General features: G+C 62.1%; 12 protein-coding genes and 1 tRNA gene. 2 read left to right on the top strand and 11 right to left on the bottom strand.

Annotation, left to right across the window (positions count from 1 at the left end):
- Positions 1-294 precede the first annotated feature (294 nt).
- The 4 genes from AC3IR9_RS12295 to traD form a co-directional block, all read right to left on the bottom strand.
- Positions 295-2,487: a DEAD/DEAH box helicase gene (locus tag AC3IR9_RS12295; RefSeq protein ID WP_152151170.1), complete on the bottom strand. Its 2,193-nt coding sequence runs from the start codon at positions 2,485-2,487 to the stop codon at positions 295-297.
- A 4-nt stretch (positions 2,488-2,491) separates the two neighbouring features.
- Positions 2,492-3,790 (bottom strand): ATP-binding protein, encoded by a 1,299-nt coding sequence (locus AC3IR9_RS12290; protein WP_152151172.1) that lies wholly within the window; start codon positions 3,788-3,790, stop codon positions 2,492-2,494.
- The gene (locus AC3IR9_RS12285; RefSeq protein ID WP_489291026.1) at positions 3,787-6,363 is read right to left on the bottom strand and encodes a tellurite resistance TerB family protein; all 2,577 of its coding nucleotides are present in this window, start codon (positions 6,361-6,363) and stop codon (positions 3,787-3,789) included. The genes AC3IR9_RS12290 and AC3IR9_RS12285 overlap by 4 nt, the downstream gene beginning before the upstream one ends.
- A gap of 1,310 nt (positions 6,364-7,673) precedes the next feature.
- Positions 7,674-7,985, bottom strand: coding sequence for a conjugal transfer protein TraD (traD, locus tag AC3IR9_RS12280; RefSeq protein ID WP_350463260.1), 312 nt, complete (start codon positions 7,983-7,985; stop codon positions 7,674-7,676).
- A gap of 260 nt (positions 7,986-8,245) precedes the next feature.
- Between traD and mobQ the strand changes: the two genes are divergently transcribed.
- Entirely contained in the window at positions 8,246-9,793 is a 1,548-nt protein-coding gene (gene mobQ, locus AC3IR9_RS12275; protein WP_489291025.1) for a MobQ family relaxase, read from the top strand.
- Between the two features lie 745 nt (positions 9,794-10,538).
- Here the strand turns inward: mobQ and AC3IR9_RS12270 are convergent.
- From AC3IR9_RS12270 to AC3IR9_RS12255, 4 genes are all read right to left on the bottom strand, one after another.
- Complete coding sequence (locus AC3IR9_RS12270) at positions 10,539-11,198, bottom strand: hypothetical protein (RefSeq protein WP_489291024.1); 660 nt, start codon at positions 11,196-11,198, stop codon at positions 10,539-10,541.
- An 88-nt stretch (positions 11,199-11,286) separates the two neighbouring features.
- Complete coding sequence (locus AC3IR9_RS12265; RefSeq protein ID WP_489291023.1) at positions 11,287-12,657, bottom strand: sensor histidine kinase; 1,371 nt, start codon at positions 12,655-12,657, stop codon at positions 11,287-11,289.
- Positions 12,647-13,360 carry a response regulator transcription factor gene (locus AC3IR9_RS12260; protein ID WP_489291022.1) on the bottom strand — a complete coding sequence of 238 codons (714 nt, stop codon included), beginning with the start codon at positions 13,358-13,360 and terminating at the stop codon, positions 12,647-12,649. Before AC3IR9_RS12260 ends, AC3IR9_RS12265 begins: the two co-directional genes overlap by 11 nt.
- A gap of 26 nt (positions 13,361-13,386) precedes the next feature.
- Positions 13,387-14,187, bottom strand: a complete 801-nt coding sequence (locus tag AC3IR9_RS12255; RefSeq protein ID WP_489291021.1) for a MipA/OmpV family protein — start codon at positions 14,185-14,187, stop codon at positions 13,387-13,389.
- 273 nt (positions 14,188-14,460) lie between these two features.
- On the opposite strand from AC3IR9_RS12255, the gene AC3IR9_RS12250 reads away from it, so the two are divergent.
- A tRNA-Ser gene (locus AC3IR9_RS12250) sits at positions 14,461-14,550 on the top strand.
- A gap of 86 nt (positions 14,551-14,636) precedes the next feature.
- Here the strand turns inward: AC3IR9_RS12250 and AC3IR9_RS12245 are convergent.
- From AC3IR9_RS12245 to AC3IR9_RS12235, 3 genes are read right to left on the bottom strand one after another with little or no spacing between them, the layout of a single operon-like run.
- Positions 14,637-14,762, bottom strand: coding sequence for a hypothetical protein (locus tag AC3IR9_RS12245; protein ID WP_489291020.1), 126 nt, complete (start codon positions 14,760-14,762; stop codon positions 14,637-14,639).
- Entirely contained in the window at positions 14,759-15,889 is a 1,131-nt protein-coding gene (locus AC3IR9_RS12240) for a PepSY-associated TM helix domain-containing protein (RefSeq protein ID WP_489291019.1), read from the bottom strand. Before AC3IR9_RS12240 ends, AC3IR9_RS12245 begins: the two co-directional genes overlap by 4 nt.
- Positions 15,890-15,897: 8 nt before the next feature.
- Positions 15,898-18,036: a TonB-dependent siderophore receptor gene (locus tag AC3IR9_RS12235; protein WP_489295820.1), complete on the bottom strand. Its 2,139-nt coding sequence runs from the start codon at positions 18,034-18,036 to the stop codon at positions 15,898-15,900.
- Positions 18,037-18,526 lie beyond the last annotated feature (490 nt).

Below are 18,526 nucleotides of genomic sequence, written 5' to 3'. Positions count from 1 at the left end.
CCTGGTCCTCAAGGCTGTCAGGCGAACTGAGAGGCCTGGCAGGTTTAGGCCAAAAGATCCGCCTACCGGGAGTCGGGCAACGGATGATGATCAGTGATATGACAAGTTGAAGGGTCAGAAGTATCGACGTTTCAGCAGGCGAGCTCGTCCGCCCCACGATGGGGCGGAGGAGCTGGGAGCGAACTCCGCAGGTCTTTCACGCGCCCAAAGCGCCACCCGCAGATCCCGTTTCGGGCATTCTTCTACTGAGCCCTCCACGCTTTAGGTGGCTGGACGGGCCTTTGAGGGTGCGCCTCAAGGTCCGGTCTGACTGACAGTCTGATATGCCCTCAGCCAGTCCATGCCCTCAGCTACATCCAAGCGCAGCGAAGCGTAGGAGTGCTTGAGAAGGCGCGGGGGCAGCAGGCCGTCCCATTTTTGGCTGGCGAGGTTCTTGGCTTTGACCAGCAGCTCCTCGCTCATTGGTGCAGGCTGTGACGCGATTGCTGCGATTTCTTCCAGCAGATGGTTGCGGGTCTGCGAGCCTTTGGTGACCTCAACGCCGAGCCGGCCGGCCTGTGCGTTGACGTCTCTCGCGCCGAGGAGGCACGCAATGGCTTCGTTGGCAGCGTCCCCAGCCCATGTGAGGAGGAGGAAATGGCTTCCTTGGTCCAGTAGGACGTTCTCGTCGAGCCCCAGGTGCTCATAGGCGCTCTTGCCTTCCTCCAAGAAGCGGCTCGCCGTAGCGTCCAGAAATGTTGGACGTAGTTCACCGCGATAGAGCGCACGCATCGTCTGACGTATACGGGTATGCACACGCCCTCCGCTTCCGTTAAAGATCGGGGGGCTTCCACCTTTGGCTGCCAAGACGTAAATCGTCTTCTGTGCCTCATCGACCTGCTCCACTAGCCAGGTGCGTCCACCAAAGAGGATGCGCTGGCCGGCCGCGAGCATTTGCGTGATTGGCAAGGTTCCCAGGGTTTTCCCCGCCGCGACAATGCGGAACTCCTCGTCCGCCACGAAAGCAGCGTAGAAGGAGTAGTGATTGACCAGCTTGTCGCCGATCAGCCCGTGGAGGAGTAACCCGGAGCTGTCCTGGGTGAGCACGTCCTGCTTCCCAAGATGGCGCAGGAGTTCTACGAACGATTCGCTTGAGAGCCCTTGGAACGGCGCGCCGGACGCGCACAGCAGCTGATACGCTTGAGGGGCGCGCAGCCCGCCATACTGGGCGATTGCAGACAAAAGCTGCTGCACCAGTGTCGACAGATGAGCGCCGCCGGCGACGGGTGGTTCGAACCACTTGTCGATGAGGAGCAATGCAGAAGCGATGGACTGAACGGTGTCCAGCCTCAGGCGGGTCTTCAGATCGGAGTTGGAGTCGATCGCATCCTCGATGACGTATCCGCGGAGGATAGCCGGCTCGCCTTTGCGGCGACCTGATCGACCCATGCGCTGCCGCAGGCTGGCGACGGAAGGCGGCGTCCCGATCTGAGCCACGCTCTTCACGGCGCCTATGTCGATCCCCAGTTCTAGCGTATTCGTGCAGATTGCGGTTGCTGGGCGCTCCTTCTGCTTGAGCGCAGCTTCCGTGTCTGAGCGAATCTCCTTGGAAAGATTGCCGTGGTGCGGCCAGAACTCCCGCGGGCGATTGGCCTGCTCGCTGATCTCGTTCAGGAGGTGGGTGTAGCGCTCTACCTCGCGTCTGCTGTTGGGAAAAATCAGATTGTTCGTGCCGCAAAGCACCTCATGCAGATGCTTGGCAACGGCTAGCGGTGCCACTTCTTCGTGCTTGGCATCTTGGGGGGCAGGAGGCTCTTCAAACCCCTTAAGTATCAGCTGGAGTTCGTTGTTGCCCGACGGGGCATCGACGATTGCGGCCCTGCCGTCTGAGCGGAGGAAGGACGCCGCAGCCTGCATGTCTCCTAGAGTTGCCGACAGCCCAATCCGAGGGACTCTCCGTCCCAGGACGACCTCCACACGATGCATGAGCGACTGGAGTTGCTTTCCTCTCTCACTTCCAATGAACGCATGGAGCTCATCGACAATGACGAAGGCTGTTTCCTTGAAGATGCCCGCCACAGACGTGCCGCGATTGCACAGCATCGCCTCCAGGGATTCGGGGGTGATCAACAAGACGCCCGTTGGCTTCCTGAAGAAGCGCTGCTTTGTAGTTGAGCCGATGTCTCCGTGCCACGGCCAAACGGGGATATCCAGATCTTCGCATAGGCGATCCAGCCGCCCGAACTGGTCATTGATCAGTGCCTTGAGGGGGCTGATGTAGACGATCAGTCCATCTGTATCGCCGTTCAGAAGGTGGGTTAGGGCCGGAAGGAACGCTGCTTCGGTCTTTCCTGATGCGGTGCTGGCTGCGATGACGACATCGCGATCTGCCGGCAGGATGACCGGAATGGCCATTTCCTGCACCTCCCGCAATGCTTCCCATTGCTCCGCCCATAGGTAGCGCTGGACGCCGGGATGAAGCGAATGGAAGGCGCTGGAGGTGCTCATGTACTCACAGCTTGAAAGAGGTCAGTTCGTCATCTTCGACCACATCAAGGTCGCCCTGGCCGCCAAGGTCAGGCTTGACCTCGACCGCGCCGATCAAGGACTGCCAGTCGGTGCCAAGATTTTGCTCAAGCACAGCAAGCAGATTGATGAAGGCGGTGATGGTGGTCCGAGGGGTGCGGAAGAAGCTGTCGCCGATGCGGTTGGCGCAATGCTCCATGAACTGATGAACGGCCTCGTCAGGAAGGAGATACTTGGCCTGGTCGCCGCCGGCATAGACGTGGCGGATCTTGGTCAAAAGAACGTAGAAGTCTTCTGCAGTAAGGCTGGAGAGGCGGACCACAGGTCCGCTGAAGTCGACCAGGCCGTTCGTGGCAAAGGTGTTCTGTGCGAGGCGGCTTTGCAGCGCTTGGTAGCTGTAGACACCGCGGCGAGTGTCCATCAGGAAATCAGGAGTTCCGCCCAACACGAAGCCTAAGCCAACTGCCGTTCCTTGGAGCGAGTCGTTGAGCATGCGCAGGAGCTGCTCGTAGTTGGAATTTCGTGCCTGAGCGTTGGCCAGCTTGTACAGGTTGACCAACTCATCTAGGCATACGAGCAACCCGCTGTAGCCGGCGAGGTGGATGAACCTGCCCATGAGTTTGAGCTGGTCATAGACGGATGCGTCGTCAACGATTGTGCGCACGCCGAGCGCGGCCTTGGCATCCGTACGGGTCGTGAACTCACCACGAAGCCACCGGATGGCATCGGATTTCAGCTGTTCATTTCCTTCCTCGAACCCGCGCCAGTAAGCCGCAATGACGTCCGCAAAATCGTAGCCGTTGACCAGCTCCGTCAGTTGTTCCAGCTTGGCGCGGATGACTTGTTCGGTAGGGACACCTTTTGCCTTGGATTCGGATTTTGCAGTAGCGATGAACTTCTCGACCACTGCGGGCAATGCGCCGCCTTCTGGCTTCGTTCGCGTCGCCAGATTCCGCATCAGTTCCGCATACAGCGAACGGGCTTGTCCGCCTGATGCATGAAGCCTGCGATCCGGGTTCAGGTCCGCACTGGCTACGACCAGCTTTCGCTCCATGGCAATGGCGCGAACCAGGTTGAGGAAGAACGTCTTGCCGGAGCCGTATTCTCCGATCACTAAGCGGAAGGAGGACCCACCATCGGCGAGCCGGTCGATGTCGCCGACCAGCGTCTCCACCTCGCGAGCGCGGCCAACTTGTATCAGGTGCTGTCCTGCGCGGGGGACAACGCCAGCGCGAAGAGACTGGACGACCGCGTCGCGGTCTTTAGTTCGAATAGGGTTACTCATTGCTCGATCTTCTCAATGAACTCGGGATTGATCTCCAACGGGTCATCGCCGTCGGAGAAGGGGATGTCATAGGCGTCGAAGGAGGCATCATTGATCTGCTCCAGCGCACCATCCAGCATCAACTCAAGGTCTGCAGCGCCGTCCTCGAGCTCGGCACGCGTCCAGCTCGGGCGAGAAAGCATCAGCCGGAGCAATGCGCTGTGAGACTCATCCAGGCCAAGTAGGCCGTTGCCGACCTCAGGCGTTTCCTCCAGAGATGCAGAAGGAGCATCTTCGTGGCTGAAGTTGGGCTCGTCCTCCGTGAAGATGTTCGCAAGGAGGGCGGACACCTTGGCCGTGTCGCGCTGCAGCGCGGCGATGCGCTCGGGATCCAGCTGCAACGAAGCGGACTGAGTGGACTGGGACTGGGTTTTGCCCGGCCTCGGCGCATGGATGTCGCTGAAGATCCGCTTGGGTTCGACACCTAGGGCCTTGTAGACCTTCTCTAGAAAGCGCACCTCCTCCGGCGACACCATTCCGTCCACTTGGGCGAGAGTTGCCATGGAAGCCGCAATCGCCTCTTTGGTGGCACTGTCCAGCGGATCGAGCTTTTTCCGCAGTGATGGCAGGGAAATGGGCGACGCGACAAGCAAGTCCAGGTGAGCACGCAGTCGACCGTGATCTGCCACGCTAAGGTGAGACCAGCCGTCGATCTCTAGGGAGAGATGCGCCAGCTCCTGCGCGCTGAAGGAGCCGTCTGATTGGGCAACCGCCGAGGCGAGCTGCAGGGTAAGGATGGCTGTTTGATACGCTGCGGCATCTGTTTTGTGCGACTGACCAGGTAGAAGCGCAAAGATCACGATCGGATCGGCTTCAGACGGTGCCCGTGCTCCCTCCAAGACATTTGGCTCCATCCCGACATTCATGCTTTCCAATACCCGGGCTAGATCGCGAACCCTTTCCCTGCCGAGAGGGCCGAGGCTTGGGCCGAACCGAGCGCTCAGCTCTGCCAACTGGATCGTCATGTTGCCGGCTTGGACGTCCTCTGCAATTGAACGGAGGGTGCTTCTTTGGCTCTCAGGCCAAATGCTGGGCGGCAGCAAAAGCAGCGCTTCCAGCGCATCCTTCGAATCGGAAGATCTGCCAACCAATCGGCTGTAGGGGCCGAGCTCGTCGGTACACTGCTGAACAACCTCGAGCAGGCCCTTCAGTGGCGCACGAAGGGCCGTGACGTCAGGAACGTCTCCGAACGTCTTGGGCTTGAGGGAGGCGCCATACAGGGCGGGCGAAGCTGGTTGCCGTGCGAACTTCAGCTTGGTGCGGTTCTTGGGAAGCACCAGGCCGCTGCCAAACAGCTCGTGATACCGCTCTACAAACAGGCGATCGAACTCATCGGCGCACCGGACTGCCGCGGTTCGCAGCGAAACCTCCGGGTTTAGCCGAATCCAGGCCAGAGCCAGTGAAGCAGGGACGGGTGCCCGGTCAAGCGAACACTGGCCCAGAGCCAAGCGGAGGTAGAAGGGGAGTTCGTAGGAGCGATCAAAGGGAGGAACTGGCTTTGAGTAGAGCTTCTCTTCGACCGAATCCAGCTCCATCCAGTCCAGCAAGCTGTTGGTGTATCCACGGATAGGACCGTAGATCTCCCCGTAAGCGGAGCCCAGCTTTCGGAGGGCGTGCTTGATAGCTGGCCAGTCCTTTCTCGACTCTGGCTCGGTCACCGAGTCGAGCAGGACGCGGCGCTCCAGGCCGAAGAAGTAAAGACGGACATAGTTGATTGAGCAATTGCCGTCGGTTCGGTCAGATGCCAGCCAGGTCAGGTAGGCCCGCCGCTCGCTAGGAGACAGCTGCGCGTAGGCCAGCCAGTAGTTGGTCGAGCCCCTGTAATCGCCATAGGGGGCGACGGCCAGGACGCTGTTGACAAGGCTGGGCTCGGTGTCGCCATTGGGGGAGTCGAGCTTGACGCCCGTGTAGAAGAGGCCGCCTCGAATGGCTACGCCCCCGATCTCGACCGTCTCATCGGCGCCTAGCCATCGGGTCTTCGCCCAGCCTTCCGGCGGACGAGGGACGGTGAATTCCTTGGAGGGAGTGTCAGAAACGATGGCGACGCGGTGCAGCTCTTCCATTCCCTTAGCGATTCCGGGTGCTGACGGCAATGGCGGAGGGACAGCTCTGGCGATGGGAGGCAGCGCCTGCGGCTCTTGCGGCGGTCCGCGATCATCGTGAGCGCTGCTCCTCAGTTCCGTCTCAAGTTGGTTGGGGCCCGTGTAGGACGCTCCTTGCTTGGCAATATGTGCTTTCACCTCCTTCAAGTTTCCGGGCCGGCTTTCGCCAGCCGCCTGAGTCCCATGGGCCGTCAAAGCTGCTGCGAGCCTTTGTCCTAGGTCTGATGCGGCGGGAATTTGAACCTGCACCTGTTCCTTAAAGGTCCGGGCAGCCTTTCCTGCAGCAGAGCGCTCGGCTACGGCCTTCATTACCTCTGCCAGATTTCCAGCATTCTTCTGGGAGGCGGAATGAAAGGAAGTCTCCAGGCTCAGGTTGCTTGGCTCCAGCTGCGAGACCGACAGATCCGGGCTTAGGTCGAGCTCATCGGCCATGGCAACGGGGGCGTTGGAAGGGCCGCTCGGGGATGTCCCCGCGTTTGTGGGCGAGAGGCTCATTTCAATTGTGTCTGGGGCCCCGGCCGCTGCGCCTTGCGAAACCGGTTCGGGCGCTCGGGACGGTGCTCCCCCCAAGCCAGAAGAGGGGAGGAGGGGCGGACCAGAAGCCTTCAATGGCCCGACATGAGCAATAGCTGCCTCATCACGGATGGACGTCGGCCGACTGATGGGCTCCTTGGGCACCGCCTTGGGCGCCGAAGACTGGATCAGCTCTGCCAGCGTGGGCTCTGATAGCGGTGCTATAGCTGGGGCTTCCTTCTTCTCAGTCCGCCATCTGAGCCAGATCCACAGGACTAGTCCTATGAGCGTGGCGATGCCGAGACCGATCCAAATCTCTTTTGGAATCAGCCAAATAACGACCAAGACACCGACGATCCAGCCCGCGGCGGATTGCTTCCTTCTCGCCATGTGGCCCCCTGCCTACGGCGCTTCCTTGAAGCACATAGTATCGCCAGAGGGAGGTAAAGATTGATACGGCCAGCGGCTGTATGCAGACAAGAAGCCGCATGGTCCCCCGGCGTTAGCCCCAAAGATTGTTTACCGCACCGAAGCGAGTCCTAAAACCACCCGGTGCCAGATTGAGTTCAACAGCGGAGGCCGGTCGCGGCAGGCCTATCTACCGCAGGCTGCGCCTGCGCGGGCGAGTCTTGGGGCTCGCTGAATACGGCTCCCGAATCTGAAAGAAGCGAGCGCGAAACCTCCGAGGAGGGATAGTGCACGGGTAGCCGTAGACATCCTTTTGTCCACCCCGTGGACTGTGTGTGTTGGCCCATGCGGCAATCTGTCGCACCGCCCCGCAAGCTTGCGCTGCGGGACTCTTGCGTGCCCCTGCGATAAGGTATTCCCTAGGGTCCGGCTCTGAGTTTTAGCGCCGTGAGAGTTGTCAGCGATCTGCTGCTCAGGGAGGATGCAATGGGAAGGCGGAGAGGAATACCGGGTTTTTCTTGGAAGCGAGCCAGCGGCCTGTCAGCCGCGAAATCCAAGCTATCCAGGCAGATCGGTGTGCCGCTGACGCGTGCGGGACGCCAGAAAAAAATAGGGAAGGCCATGGGTTGTTGTGTGCCCGCAGCTTTTCTCCTGCTCGGAGGGTTGGGAGCGGCGGTGGGCCTCGGGAAGGTCGTAGTAGCCTGGGCCATATAGAAAAGCCTTGGCTGCGCCTGCTCTCAGTCAGTTCCCAGACAAGGTAGAAAGAAGAGGCCGTCAGGCTGGCCGTCCAATTAAGGCGGCCAGCGCTTAGGTCGACTATTTCAATGCGGAGCAGTCGAGGCCTGCAGCTTAGCTTGGCCAACGTCACGCGCATCCTTTCGGATCTCGTCATCCCTGCGGCTCTGCAGGTGAATCAAAAGCGCCCCGAGGAGTTCTGCGTCATCGAGCACTTCCGCGCCGGCTAGGTAAACAAGCGACGCAACGCTGCGACGGCGGCGCGCTTCTTCCTGACGCTGCGCCTGCTTGGCTTTGCTTGCCTGGCGTTGGGATGCCAAGAGCTCGCGGGCCTGAAGCTGGGCGAGCCGCTCGGTGGCCCTCTGGATGCGTTCGTGGTAGTGATTGGTTGCGATCATGTCGAGTTCCTGCTTGAGATAGGAACCAGTCAACCAAAGAAGCCAGCATCGTCAAGATCGCCTTCATCTGTAGATGTACGGATGTGCAACGAGGAGCGAGCGCTGAAAAGACATGCTTAAAAGAACAATGCAAGAGCGCACTTAGGTGTAACTCTGTTACACGTGCGCAAAGGGCTTCGCCCCTTGAACCCCAAGCGGTTTCCCGCTTGCGAAGAGAAAAAACAAAAGCATAAAGACTCCGACCAATCACGGAGATCTCAATGGCTATCTACCACACCAGCGTCAAAACCTTCAGCCGTGCCAGAGGCCAGTCCGCCGTCGCGGCGGCCGCCTATCGCGGCGGTCTGCGCCTTAAAGACTTTCAGACAGGACAAGTGCACGACTATCAGCGCCGCAGTGGTGTCGTCGCAAGCACGTGTCTGGGCCCTCCAGAGGCGCCACCATGGGCCTTGATTCCAGGCGAACTCTGGCCCGCGGTCGAAGCAGCCGAGCGTCGCCGAGACGCCACGATTGCACGCGAGTTCGAAGTGTCGCTGCCACACGAGCTCGATGCCGAACAGCGCGGTGAACTTGCTTGGGCTATTGCTGACGTGCTGGTAGTCCGCTATGGGTTCGTCGTCCAAGCAAGCATCCATTCGCCGCCGACCACTGATGGTGTGAACCACCACGTCCACATCCTGGCGAGCACACGGCGGATCACTGAAGAAGGGTTTGGTGACAAGACCAAAGAGTTGGATGGTGGGCCGACGGGGCGTATCGAGGTGGAGTGGGTTCGCGAGGCCGTGGCGTCCACGATCAACTCGCATCTGGAGGCGGCTGGCATCCGTTCCCGCGTGGACCATCGCAGCTTGGAAGAACAGTCTCAGATGGCATTGTTGGAGGGGGATCCACTTCGGGCAACGCTGCTATCTAGGGAGCCTACCCGTCATCAAGGAAAGGTCGCGACGGCACTTGCCAGGAGAGGTCAGGCCACCCACGTTGAAGAGACCAATCTGTCGATTCAGCAGGAAAACGACCAAGAGTTCGAATCGCTGATCCACGACGCTGTGGCAGAGGGTCGGGCCATTGGACTTCCTCCCACGCACGATCACCGGGCAGCCCTCGCTGAGCGAGCCAAGCAGAAGTCTGACGCGCCGTTCCTCGTGGTCGGCGATCTCAGGATTGAGGGAGTGATGGGCATTCGCTTACCTCCCATTGAGAACGGGGTATTGGGGTCAGAGCGCCCCCCGAGGCAGTGGAACTGCCTCGAGTGGATTGATGTTGCACTGAGAGACCTGTGGGAGATTACCCAAGCCCGCGCGGACTTGGCTTTGGGCGTTGTTCGGGAGTGGCTTGCGGGTGTGCGCCGTCACGTGGTCCGCTTTGGTGACACCGCCCAGGCACGCCCCTTGGTCGCACCTGTTGCGGTCAAGATCCGCACGCTCAAGCAGGCGTTGCTGAGAAGGGGGCGGAGGGAGAGCGCGGTTCGGCGAGCAGACCGGCTTCACCACATGGCGCAGCAGCAGTGGGAGGGCTTCAACGCGGACCACCCACGAGAAGGGAGCCAGTGGTCGCCCAAGGAATGGGCCAAGCGCCGAGAAAGGCGTCTGGCTGTGCTCGAGATGCGGTCAATCGAGTTGGCTAAGGCCCAAGAGATGGCGACTCAGCCGGCGCTGGATGCCGCCGAAAGGGACATTCTTCAACAAGCGTCGGAGTTGGCTCAGTCTTGCGGTGAGTTGCCCGCATTCGTGTCGCCATCGGTGCGCAGGGTCCCGGAAGTGCCTCGGCCTGGTTCGGCATCGCGTCCGTCGGCGCCGCCGAGTCCATAAAGCGAGTGGCCCCGCAGTTGCGGGGCCACTTCTTACTCAGTGCAGACCAGGTCGTCTGCCCAGCTTTGGCTTCGGACCGGGCATCGGTGTGTTGATCCTGCTGCTCCGCCATTGCTCCATTGATTCTGGCATCTCCGGTGGTGGGAGCGAGCGGTCAACGGGCATTCTCTGCGATCTGCCGGCTGCGGGCGGGGGAGTGCAGCCCCCTGGGGGCGTGGTCGGTCCCCACTGCCTCATCAGTTCGGCGGCGACATCCAAAGCATGCCGAATATCTACGTCGCGATCGTCGATGTCCCGACTCGACGTCTGAACCAGGAGGGCGCTGAGCAATTGGCTGGCGATGTGGAGCTGTGTGTCGTGGTGCATAGAGCCTTCCTTTTCGTTAGTGGACGGCCCCATCCAAGCACCCATACCCATAGTCGCCAAATTAGAAATGAGAGGAATTTCACATATCTGAACTTCTAATTCGACCTTAGATCTCGCCCTTAGATGTATCTCCGCACCCGCAGCCATCGGGGCGCCTTGGGTCACTAGATCGTTGGCCAACGGTGCCGACACCGGGAGGCTTGGCCACCTGCAGGGCGGTACCAACCGTACTCAAGACTGGCTATGATCGAGGAAACATCCCAAGGAAACCTGCCGAAGAAGCTTTCCGCAACGGATAGAATCGGTTAGATCGGTGGTGATCCGATCCCACTCTCTCCGCCATACAAAGAAGCGCCCCGCACGCTATCCGCAGATGCCGCTACCTGCGATCTAGCCTGTCGGCTGCAAGTGACAGAAGCCCTGCGATGTGTTCCAACTTCCCGGCAAACACCATCAGGGTGGCGGCTCCCAACAGGACGCCGAGACTTCCCGAATAGACAAAGAGGGGCACGGCGTTGAGTCGAGCGAACAGCTCCGCCTTTTCCGCCGAGTCTTGGACATTGATGACCACCACGCCGATGGCGGCCAGAACGGGGCCTATTCCGGCGTGACGGGTAAGGCGCTTGGCCTTGGCTTCCAAGTGTTTGGATCGCTCGCGCAAGTTGAACGGGTCGCATTGCGTCAACTCTTCAACGATGACCTGGTCCTGCTCGATTTCCAGATCCACCCGGTCGGCGGCGCGGCGATAGCCGCTGCGGAGCGCCAGAACCATCTCTACGATCTGAGAAACCGCCCACAGGAGGAACAGAACCAAGACCCCTATGAGGATGGACAGCGTCAAAATGCGAACGATCTCTCTGGAAAATACTCCCACCGTTCCCAGTCCTGCTGAGATCAGCATTAGTCCAGCGAGGAGCACGGTGATCATAAAGACTCCACGCTCGATCCTGTCGAACACGCTTGGGGGCGTAGAAGGCCGTTTGAGCTTGGTCAGAAACTCCAGTGTGCTGGGAATGTGGGTGTAGTGAGGATTGCTCATACAGACGTCCGGGAGGAGGTGACTCATCTTCCCAGAGACATGTCTCGCGTATTGAGACTGGCCATAGCGCGGGTGAGGCATTTCCGTATCAGGACGCCAGGTCCCCTGGGGATGCCGCGGCCGTGCTCGTTTCCACGACAAAGCGTGCACCGCCGTCGTGAGCGGCCTCATAACGAAGGTCCCAGCCGTGCGACGTGCAGATCTCCATGCAGATCGCCAAACCAAGCCCGGCACCGGCGCTGTCGCGGGGATTGGCGCGCCAGAAGCGCTTGAAGAGCAGCGTTTGGTGCGAGGGTGCAACGCCGGGGCCATAGTCCCGCACGCAGAAGCCCCAAGGAAACAGCTCAACGTGCACCTTGCCGCCAACGGGCGCATGGTGGATTGCGTTCTCGACCAGGTTCTTGGCCAGTACAAACACCGCCGACGCATCGGCCAGCAGAGGCCTCTCTCCGGCCAGGTCGCGCACATCCACGGTCACCGAGCGTTGTCCGGACATGCGTATCAGGTAGTCGGCAGCATCTTGGAGGATCAGCGCAAGGCGGACCGGCTCGAAGGTGTAGTTGTGCACCTCGCTGACTTCGGCAAGGTGCAGTAGTTGATGAATCTGGCGTGCCATGTGCCCGGCGTCCTGCAGCAGCACCTCCCTGTTGGCCGCACCACTCAGTTCAATCTCGGCCGTCAACAACGACAGCGGCGTCTTCAGTTCATGCGCCGCAGAGGCCAGGAAGTCCTGTTGAACCCGGAACCCATTCTCCAATCTCGCCAGAGCGGCGTTGAAGGCATCGATCACGGGGATCACTTCAGCGGGCAGGTTTTCGGTGCGAAGCCTTGTCCCCAGGTTCCGCGGCCCTACCTGCGCGGCCACTGCCGAGGCCTGTCGAAGCGGGCGGAGCATCCGCCTGATGGTCCAGTACACCGCGATGGTGAAGGTGAGCAGTGCCAGCAGCAGGGTAACCAAGCCCGCCCGGAGGTAGAGCCTGCCGGCATACTCGCTCAGCGTTTCCACGAGTCGTTCGCTGCGCGCCACCCGGGCGGTGTAGTGCTGGCCCCGATAGTCCACGGGCGCTTCCATGACGTAAAGCCGCACGGCAATGCCATTGCTGTTCACCATCATGTCGTGAACGCCCGACGGCAGGGCTTTGAGCGCATCCAGTGCCGGGCCTGGTGAACTCTGCAGCACCGTCTTCCCCGTGGCATCGGCGAGGAAGTAGGCCGAGTCCTTGGTCATTGCATCGTAGGTGGCGTTCTGCGGCTTCAGCACGACCTGCAGGTTTCCCGCCGCATCCGTGCGCAGGCCTTCCATCAGGTGCTCAAGCTCTTCCTGCACTTCGGCGCGAAGCAGGCGGTCGGGTTGCCGGGGCGAGGTCATTGCCAGCATGACCCCGGTGGCGGCCACTGCGGCGACCAGAACTGCCAGCATGGTGCCGGCCATCAGGCGGCCGGTGAGACTACGCAGCATCGGTGTGGAGCAGGGAGAAGCCGAGGTTTCGGACGTTGAGGATGGTCAGCGGGGCATTGATCGTGCCCAGTTTTTTCCGCAACCGGTGCAACGCCACGTCCAGGGCATTGGGGGTAACCGCCTCTGAAACACCCCACGCCGCTGCCTCCAGCGCGGCTCGCCGCACGATCTGGCCGGCGGACCTCACCAGCAGGATGATCAGCTGCAGCTCTGCGGGTGCCAGGCTGACCTGCTCCTCCCGGTGCCGCATGCAGCCCAGTGCCGGCAGCACCTGCAGGCCCTGGTAGGCAAGCTGCGGCTCCCGGTACTCCACAGGACGCCGCATGAGCGCTCTCACGCGCGCGGTAAGCTCCTCTATCGCGAAGGGCTTGGGCAGGTAGTCGTCGGCACCTGCGTCAAGACCGGCCACGCGATCATGCAGTGCGTCCTTGGCGGTGAGCATCAGGCACGGCAGCTGGTTGTCGGCTGCACGCAACCGCATGATCAGGGTGAGGCCATCGCCATCGGGCAGCCCGCGATCCACGATCGCCAGCGCATAGGGAAGGCGAAGCAAGCCGTGCCAGGCCGCCTCGAGGGTGGCAAAGGTATCCACGGCGATACCCGCTGCGCCCAGGCCCCGCTCGACCAGCATGGCCAGGCGGGGGTGGTCCTCCACCAGGGCGATTCGATTGGAAACGGCCGGGATGGGCAAGGACGTAGCCATGGGGGCGCAGCGTCCAGTATGGACGATCAGAAGCTTCGCGAGATTCCCAGGCGTATCCCGGCAGACCCGTTTGAATCCGGCTCGAGCAGTGGGCTGTCGGCCAGTTCGCTGGGCAGGAACTTGTAGTCCACGCCGCCGAGCACGCGCCACTTGTCTCCCAGCGGACGCGAGAAGCCGATGCTGACTTGCGGAACCACCGCCGAGCCCGGCTGGTAGCGCGGCGCACCCCGGCGGACTTCTTCGTCCAGGGTGCCGTAGTAGTAGTTGACCAGGTCGCTGGACATCCAGCGGACCCCGGCGCCAGGCACGACCGTGGTGCGGCCCCACTGCAGGGCATACGCGTAGTCCACGGCGAGTTCGTAACCGCCGCTGGTGTCGGTTACGTCGGCAAGGGCACTGACCTTCAGCTCCCCGGCTTGTCCACGCCAACTGGCCGCCAGCCCGGCGTCCAGTGCGTCGTCCCGGTCCTCCAGAGTGGTGGCGTCCAGGCCATTGCGGGCCAGCCCGGCCCGGGACAGATCCTTGATGTCGAACCCGTCGAAGCGGCCTGCCAGCACCGCGTCCAACGAGAACGCGCTGCCCTGCACGAGGTGGATTCCGCCAGAAATCCCGCGCCAGAAGAAGCGATCCCCGTCGTAGGTGACCAGCGGCAGCGGGCGCACACGGGTGCCTTCGCCGACATAGGGGCTGTCGCGGACGGCCACCGCCACGCCCACTGACCAGCGGTCGTCCTTGGCACCGGCGAGCAGGTCGCTGCTGCTGGAAACGCCTTGGGCCAGGGCAATGGTGGGGACAAGCAGCGGAAGGGCGAGCACAGACTTGAGCATGCGGGTAGCATCGTTGGGAGGCGCTACGAGCTTTGGCTGCTTGGACTTACACGGAACTTACTGGGAGCGTGGCAGGCGGGTTTCGTTCAGTCAGCCTGACCAGGGCGCTCGCGCGGGGTAGGAGCGCACACCGGCTGGGCAAAACCGGGCGGAAATGCGAAAATGCCACCCCCGGCCCATGCCGGGGAGCCATGCCGGACGGGGCGCTGCCCCGACCGGATGTCCCGGTTGCAATGACCGGGGCACGCGGGACGCGGATAGCGTCAGCGATACGGAGAGATGGCCGAGCGGTTTAAGGCACCGGTCTTGAAAACCGGCGAAGGGTCAAACCTTCCGTGGGTTCGAATCCCACTCTCTCCGCCAATCACGCATAAGTCGCTGATTCTTAATGGGGATTTTTGATGGGTCGTGATTGTGATGCGGAAAGCACGCACAGGCGACAATCGCTGCTACTTCATAGCCTCCAGCGGCACCAGCAACGCCCACACCAGCAGCAGTGCCAGCCACAGCCAGCGCCAGCGACCCATGCCGTGCCACGCCGCGCGCCAGGGGCCGGGCAGTTTTTCATGACTCATGTCTGCCGCCTCTTAGCTGCTGATCGCAGCGAATCCACTGTGCGAAGTCCGTAGAGATACACGCCGGTGAAGCACAGCCCAGTCAGCAGCGTGCCGGCCAGCAACCAGAGCACTCGGATCGGCCAACCGCCGAAGCTGCCGAAGTGCAGGGGGTCGGCCATTTCGGCGATGCGCTGATGGACCCCCAGCGCACGGCCGTCATGCATGCCGATCACTTGCCCGGTATGCAGATCGATGGCGATGTTGTTCGCCCGCTCCCGCACCAGCCATGCGTCGGCCTCGCCCAGGAACAGGATGCTCCCGCCATCGCGCGCGGGGATGGCGCCGAGGATTTCAAGGCGAGGCCATTGCTGGCGGACGGTCTGCACCGCGGCATCGACGGCGGCCGGGTCTACGGCGGCAGCGCGGTCATCGTCCTTGGCCAGTCGCATGGTCGGCGCGGCCGGTGCATCGCCGCCGAGTGATTCGATCAGATACCACGCTCCGGTCAACCCGATCAGCAGCAGAAACCAGAGTGACCACACCCCGGCCAAGCGATGGACATCGCCCCACAGGCGGCGCGGTCGCGAGGCGTCGGGCCGTTTGAAGAAACCACGCCACCACTTCTTGTAGATATACAGGCTGCTCAACAGCGACAGCAGCAACGGGATGGACAGCGCCGCCACCAGTGGCACGCCCCAGGCCACCGGCAGCATCAGGTGGCGGTGGGTGTTGCGCAGCAGCCGTTGCGTATTGAACCAGCCCGTGTCGCCGGTCACCTGCGCGGTATAAGGGTTGATCCAGACAAAACGTCGCTTGCCATCGGGCAGGCGCATCTGCGCGCGCGCAGCGAACAGGCGCGTGTGCCCGGCGGAGATCCCTTCCAGCTCCCAGTCTGGATGTGCCGTCTGCGCGGCATGGATGACGGGCCCCCAGCCGGCTTGCTCACCACCATCGGCCACGCGCATGGGGGCGTGCAGCAGCCAGTCGATCTCCTGCGAGAACACCGCCAGCGTGCCGGTGAGGCAGACAAAGCCCATGAACAGGCAGAGCTTCAGGCCGAGCCAACTGTGCAGGTCGAACCACAGCCGGCGCCCACTCCCGCTGCGCGCAGGGCGGTTGGGGTGCGCTGGCGCAGGCTGGCGCATGGGCAGGCTCAGAAGGAGTACGCAGCCTGGACGTACACGCGGCGTGGTTCACCCGGGAAGTGGCCGGTGCGCTCGGTGAACCCACTGGCGGCATAGACCTTGTCGAACAGGTTTTTGACGTTGGCCTGGAACTGCCACTGCTGCCACTGCGTCTTCCAGCTCATGTCGAACACGGTGTAAGGCTTTACCCGTTGGCCATCCAGGCTGACGCGCTCATCCACGTAATCGGCGCCGAAGCCGATGGCGGAGTTGATCGCCGGCAGGTCGTAGCGTGTCCACAGGCCGAGCTTGTTCTGCGGCGCATTGGCAAAGCGATCGCCGGAGGCATTGGTAATGCCGTTGCTGCCGGCATCCTTCACCCGCGCATCGTTGTAGGCGTAGGTCAGGTTGAGCACCCAGCGTTCGGTGACATCGGCCAGCAGATCCAGCTCCATGCCCGTACTGCGCACCAGGCCAAGGGCGGCCAGCTGGTTGACGCCGTCCACGATCTCGCCGGTGGCCTGCACGATATTGCTGCGGTCGATCCGGTAAGCGGCCAGGTTCAGGGTGACGCGCTCGGCCAGCAGGGATTTCAACCCGACTTCCCACTGTTTGCTGCGCTCGGCATCGAACGGGCCGCCCGCCTCGGCGCTTTGGTTGGCCGCGCTCTGGGGCATGAAGCCGCTGGCGATGTTGGCGTAGACATTGACGCCTTCCCGCACGGTATACGTGCTGCCCAGCCGCCAGCTGATGTCGTTGCCGTCCACGCTGGTGCCGGCAACGCGGTCATCGTCCTTGAAACCGTCCCAGCGCAGTCCGGCCAGCACATGCCAGCGTGGGGTCAGGGTCAGTTCGTCCTGCAGGTAGCCGCCATAGCGCTTGCTGCGCGTGCTCGTGCTGCGCCAGGGCAGGGCGGCCAGGTTGTGGTCGCGCCACGAACTTGCGCCATACACCGGGTTGAACAGGTCGATGCCCGGCACCGGGCCGGCACCCCGCGCCAGGTCGGCGCTGTTGGCCGTCTGCGCGGTGAAGTCGGCATCCTGTTGGTACACATCGGCGCCGAACAGCACCTTGTGCTCGATGCTGCCGGTGCTGACGCGCCACACCGCGTTGCCGTTGGCGGTGAATGCATCGTTGTCGCGAATCTGATTGCGCAGCTGGCGGGTCATCCATTCGGGCACGCCGTCGCGGTTGCGGTCGATCAGCCCCATCGGCTCATGGTAGATCTGATGCTCGTTGTTCTCGAACCAGCGGGCACCCACATCCACGTCCAGATTGCTGCTGGGCGAGAAGCGGTACTGCGCAAGCGCAACCTTGGCGCGCATGTCGAGAAAGTCGGTGGCTTCGTTGTGGTTCCAACGACGGTCGGTGAGAAAACTGCCGTTGTCGTCCACCGGCACGCCACGCAGGCGGTTGCCGCCCAGGTTCTGGGTGATGTCGGTGAACTGCAGGGTCAACTCGCCGGTGTCACCCACGTCGAAGGCCAGCGATGCATCGCCGATCACGCTTTCGCTGTCCGCGTTCCAGCGCACGCCCTGTTCGGTGTCGCCATACAGCCCGGCGCGGTAGCGCACGCTGCCAACGGTGTTCATCGGCCCGGTGGCCTCGATCGAAGCAGCCCGGAAACCGTTGTTGCCGGCCTGCAGTTCGATGCGGCGCTCGGGTGTGGCTTTGGGCTTGCGCGTCACGTAGTTGATGACGCCGCCGGCATCACCGCCGCCGTACAGGGCGCCGGCCGGTCCCTTCAGGACTTCCACGCGCTCGATGTTGAACAGCTGCGGCACCGAGAAGCCGGCGTAGGGGTCGCCGCGCAGGCCGTCATACAGCACGTTTTCCTGGCGGAAGCCGCGCAGTGTTACGCCGGCATAGCTGAAGAAACTGATGCCGCTGATGCTGCGATACAGGTCGGTGATCTGGCGGGCCGCCTGGTCTTCGATCAGCTCACGCGGTACCACCTGGATGGACTGCGGCACCAACGCCAGCGGCGTGTCCGTACGCGTGCCCACCGTGGCGTCGTCCACCCGGTAGAGGGTCTGGGCGCGTCCGAGTACCTGCACCGCGTCCAGCTGCTGCACATAGGGGGAGGTGGGTGGAGCGGCGTGGGCCGAAATGCAGGCGAAGGACAGGGACAGGCCCAGGGCGGAGAGACGAAGCGACGGGCGGGTCATCGGGGTGGGAGGGGAGGTGAGAATGAGAAAGATTAACATGTGGAGCGGCTGCGTGTCGGCGGCTGGGTCTAAGGTCCGGCCTGCTTCGGATCAACTGCCCTGCCGCATTCGGGCAAGCATTTTCGGGATGACGTGATGGCACACAACGTCATCAACTACGGTTCTTTGGGCTAATCGAGTGGATGAGGCGATCTACTTCGTCCGACAGACCGACAGACCGACAGACCGACAGACCGACAGCGACCGAAAGCGACCGAAAGCCGCTCGATGGCCGCGAGACCTGCGAGATCCGATTCTCCAAGGACGACCTTCCTGCGCTACAACCTCAACAACGTTTCGCCGCTGGAGGAAAATGAGGATGGCACAACTAGCCTGTTGGTGGTTCCCGCTCTACCGAGGTCCGTTCCTATTGCCTGCAACCTCCGACAAGGGATTTTCGCTAACTTTCCGTATGTATGCGCCGAAGGCTGGGGCTGTTCAAGGAAAGTGG

Source organism: Stenotrophomonas sp. GL_101 (genome assembly GCF_057835675.1).
This window is presented reverse-complemented; position numbering and strand designations above follow the sequence as displayed.

What these genes read in the sequence shown, in the direction of transcription:
- AC3IR9_RS12295 (WP_152151170.1), bottom strand. Translation starts at nt 2,487, where the DNA reads ATGAGCACCTCCAGCGCCTTCCATTCGCTTCATCCCGGCGTCCAGCGC.
- AC3IR9_RS12290 (WP_152151172.1), bottom strand. Translation starts at nt 3,790, where the DNA reads ATGAGTAACCCTATTCGAACTAAAGACCGCGACGCGGTCGTCCAGTCT.
- AC3IR9_RS12285 (WP_489291026.1), bottom strand. Translation starts at nt 6,363, where the DNA reads ATGGCCGATGAGCTCGACCTAAGCCCGGATCTGTCGGTCTCGCAGCTG.
- traD (WP_350463260.1), bottom strand. Translation starts at nt 7,985, where the DNA reads ATGATCGCAACCAATCACTACCACGAACGCATCCAGAGGGCCACCGAG.
- mobQ (WP_489291025.1), top strand. Translation starts at nt 8,246, where the DNA reads ATGGCTATCTACCACACCAGCGTCAAAACCTTCAGCCGTGCCAGAGGC.
- AC3IR9_RS12270 (WP_489291024.1), bottom strand. Translation starts at nt 11,198, where the DNA reads ATGAGCAATCCTCACTACACCCACATTCCCAGCACACTGGAGTTTCTG.
- AC3IR9_RS12265 (WP_489291023.1), bottom strand. Translation starts at nt 12,657, where the DNA reads ATGCTGCGTAGTCTCACCGGCCGCCTGATGGCCGGCACCATGCTGGCA.
- AC3IR9_RS12260 (WP_489291022.1), bottom strand. Translation starts at nt 13,360, where the DNA reads ATGGCTACGTCCTTGCCCATCCCGGCCGTTTCCAATCGAATCGCCCTG.
- AC3IR9_RS12255 (WP_489291021.1), bottom strand. Translation starts at nt 14,187, where the DNA reads ATGCTCAAGTCTGTGCTCGCCCTTCCGCTGCTTGTCCCCACCATTGCC.
- AC3IR9_RS12245 (WP_489291020.1), bottom strand. Translation starts at nt 14,762, where the DNA reads ATGAGTCATGAAAAACTGCCCGGCCCCTGGCGCGCGGCGTGGCACGGC.
- AC3IR9_RS12240 (WP_489291019.1), bottom strand. Translation starts at nt 15,889, where the DNA reads ATGCGCCAGCCTGCGCCAGCGCACCCCAACCGCCCTGCGCGCAGCGGG.
- AC3IR9_RS12235 (WP_489295820.1), bottom strand. Translation starts at nt 18,036, where the DNA reads ATGACCCGCCCGTCGCTTCGTCTCTCCGCCCTGGGCCTGTCCCTGTCC.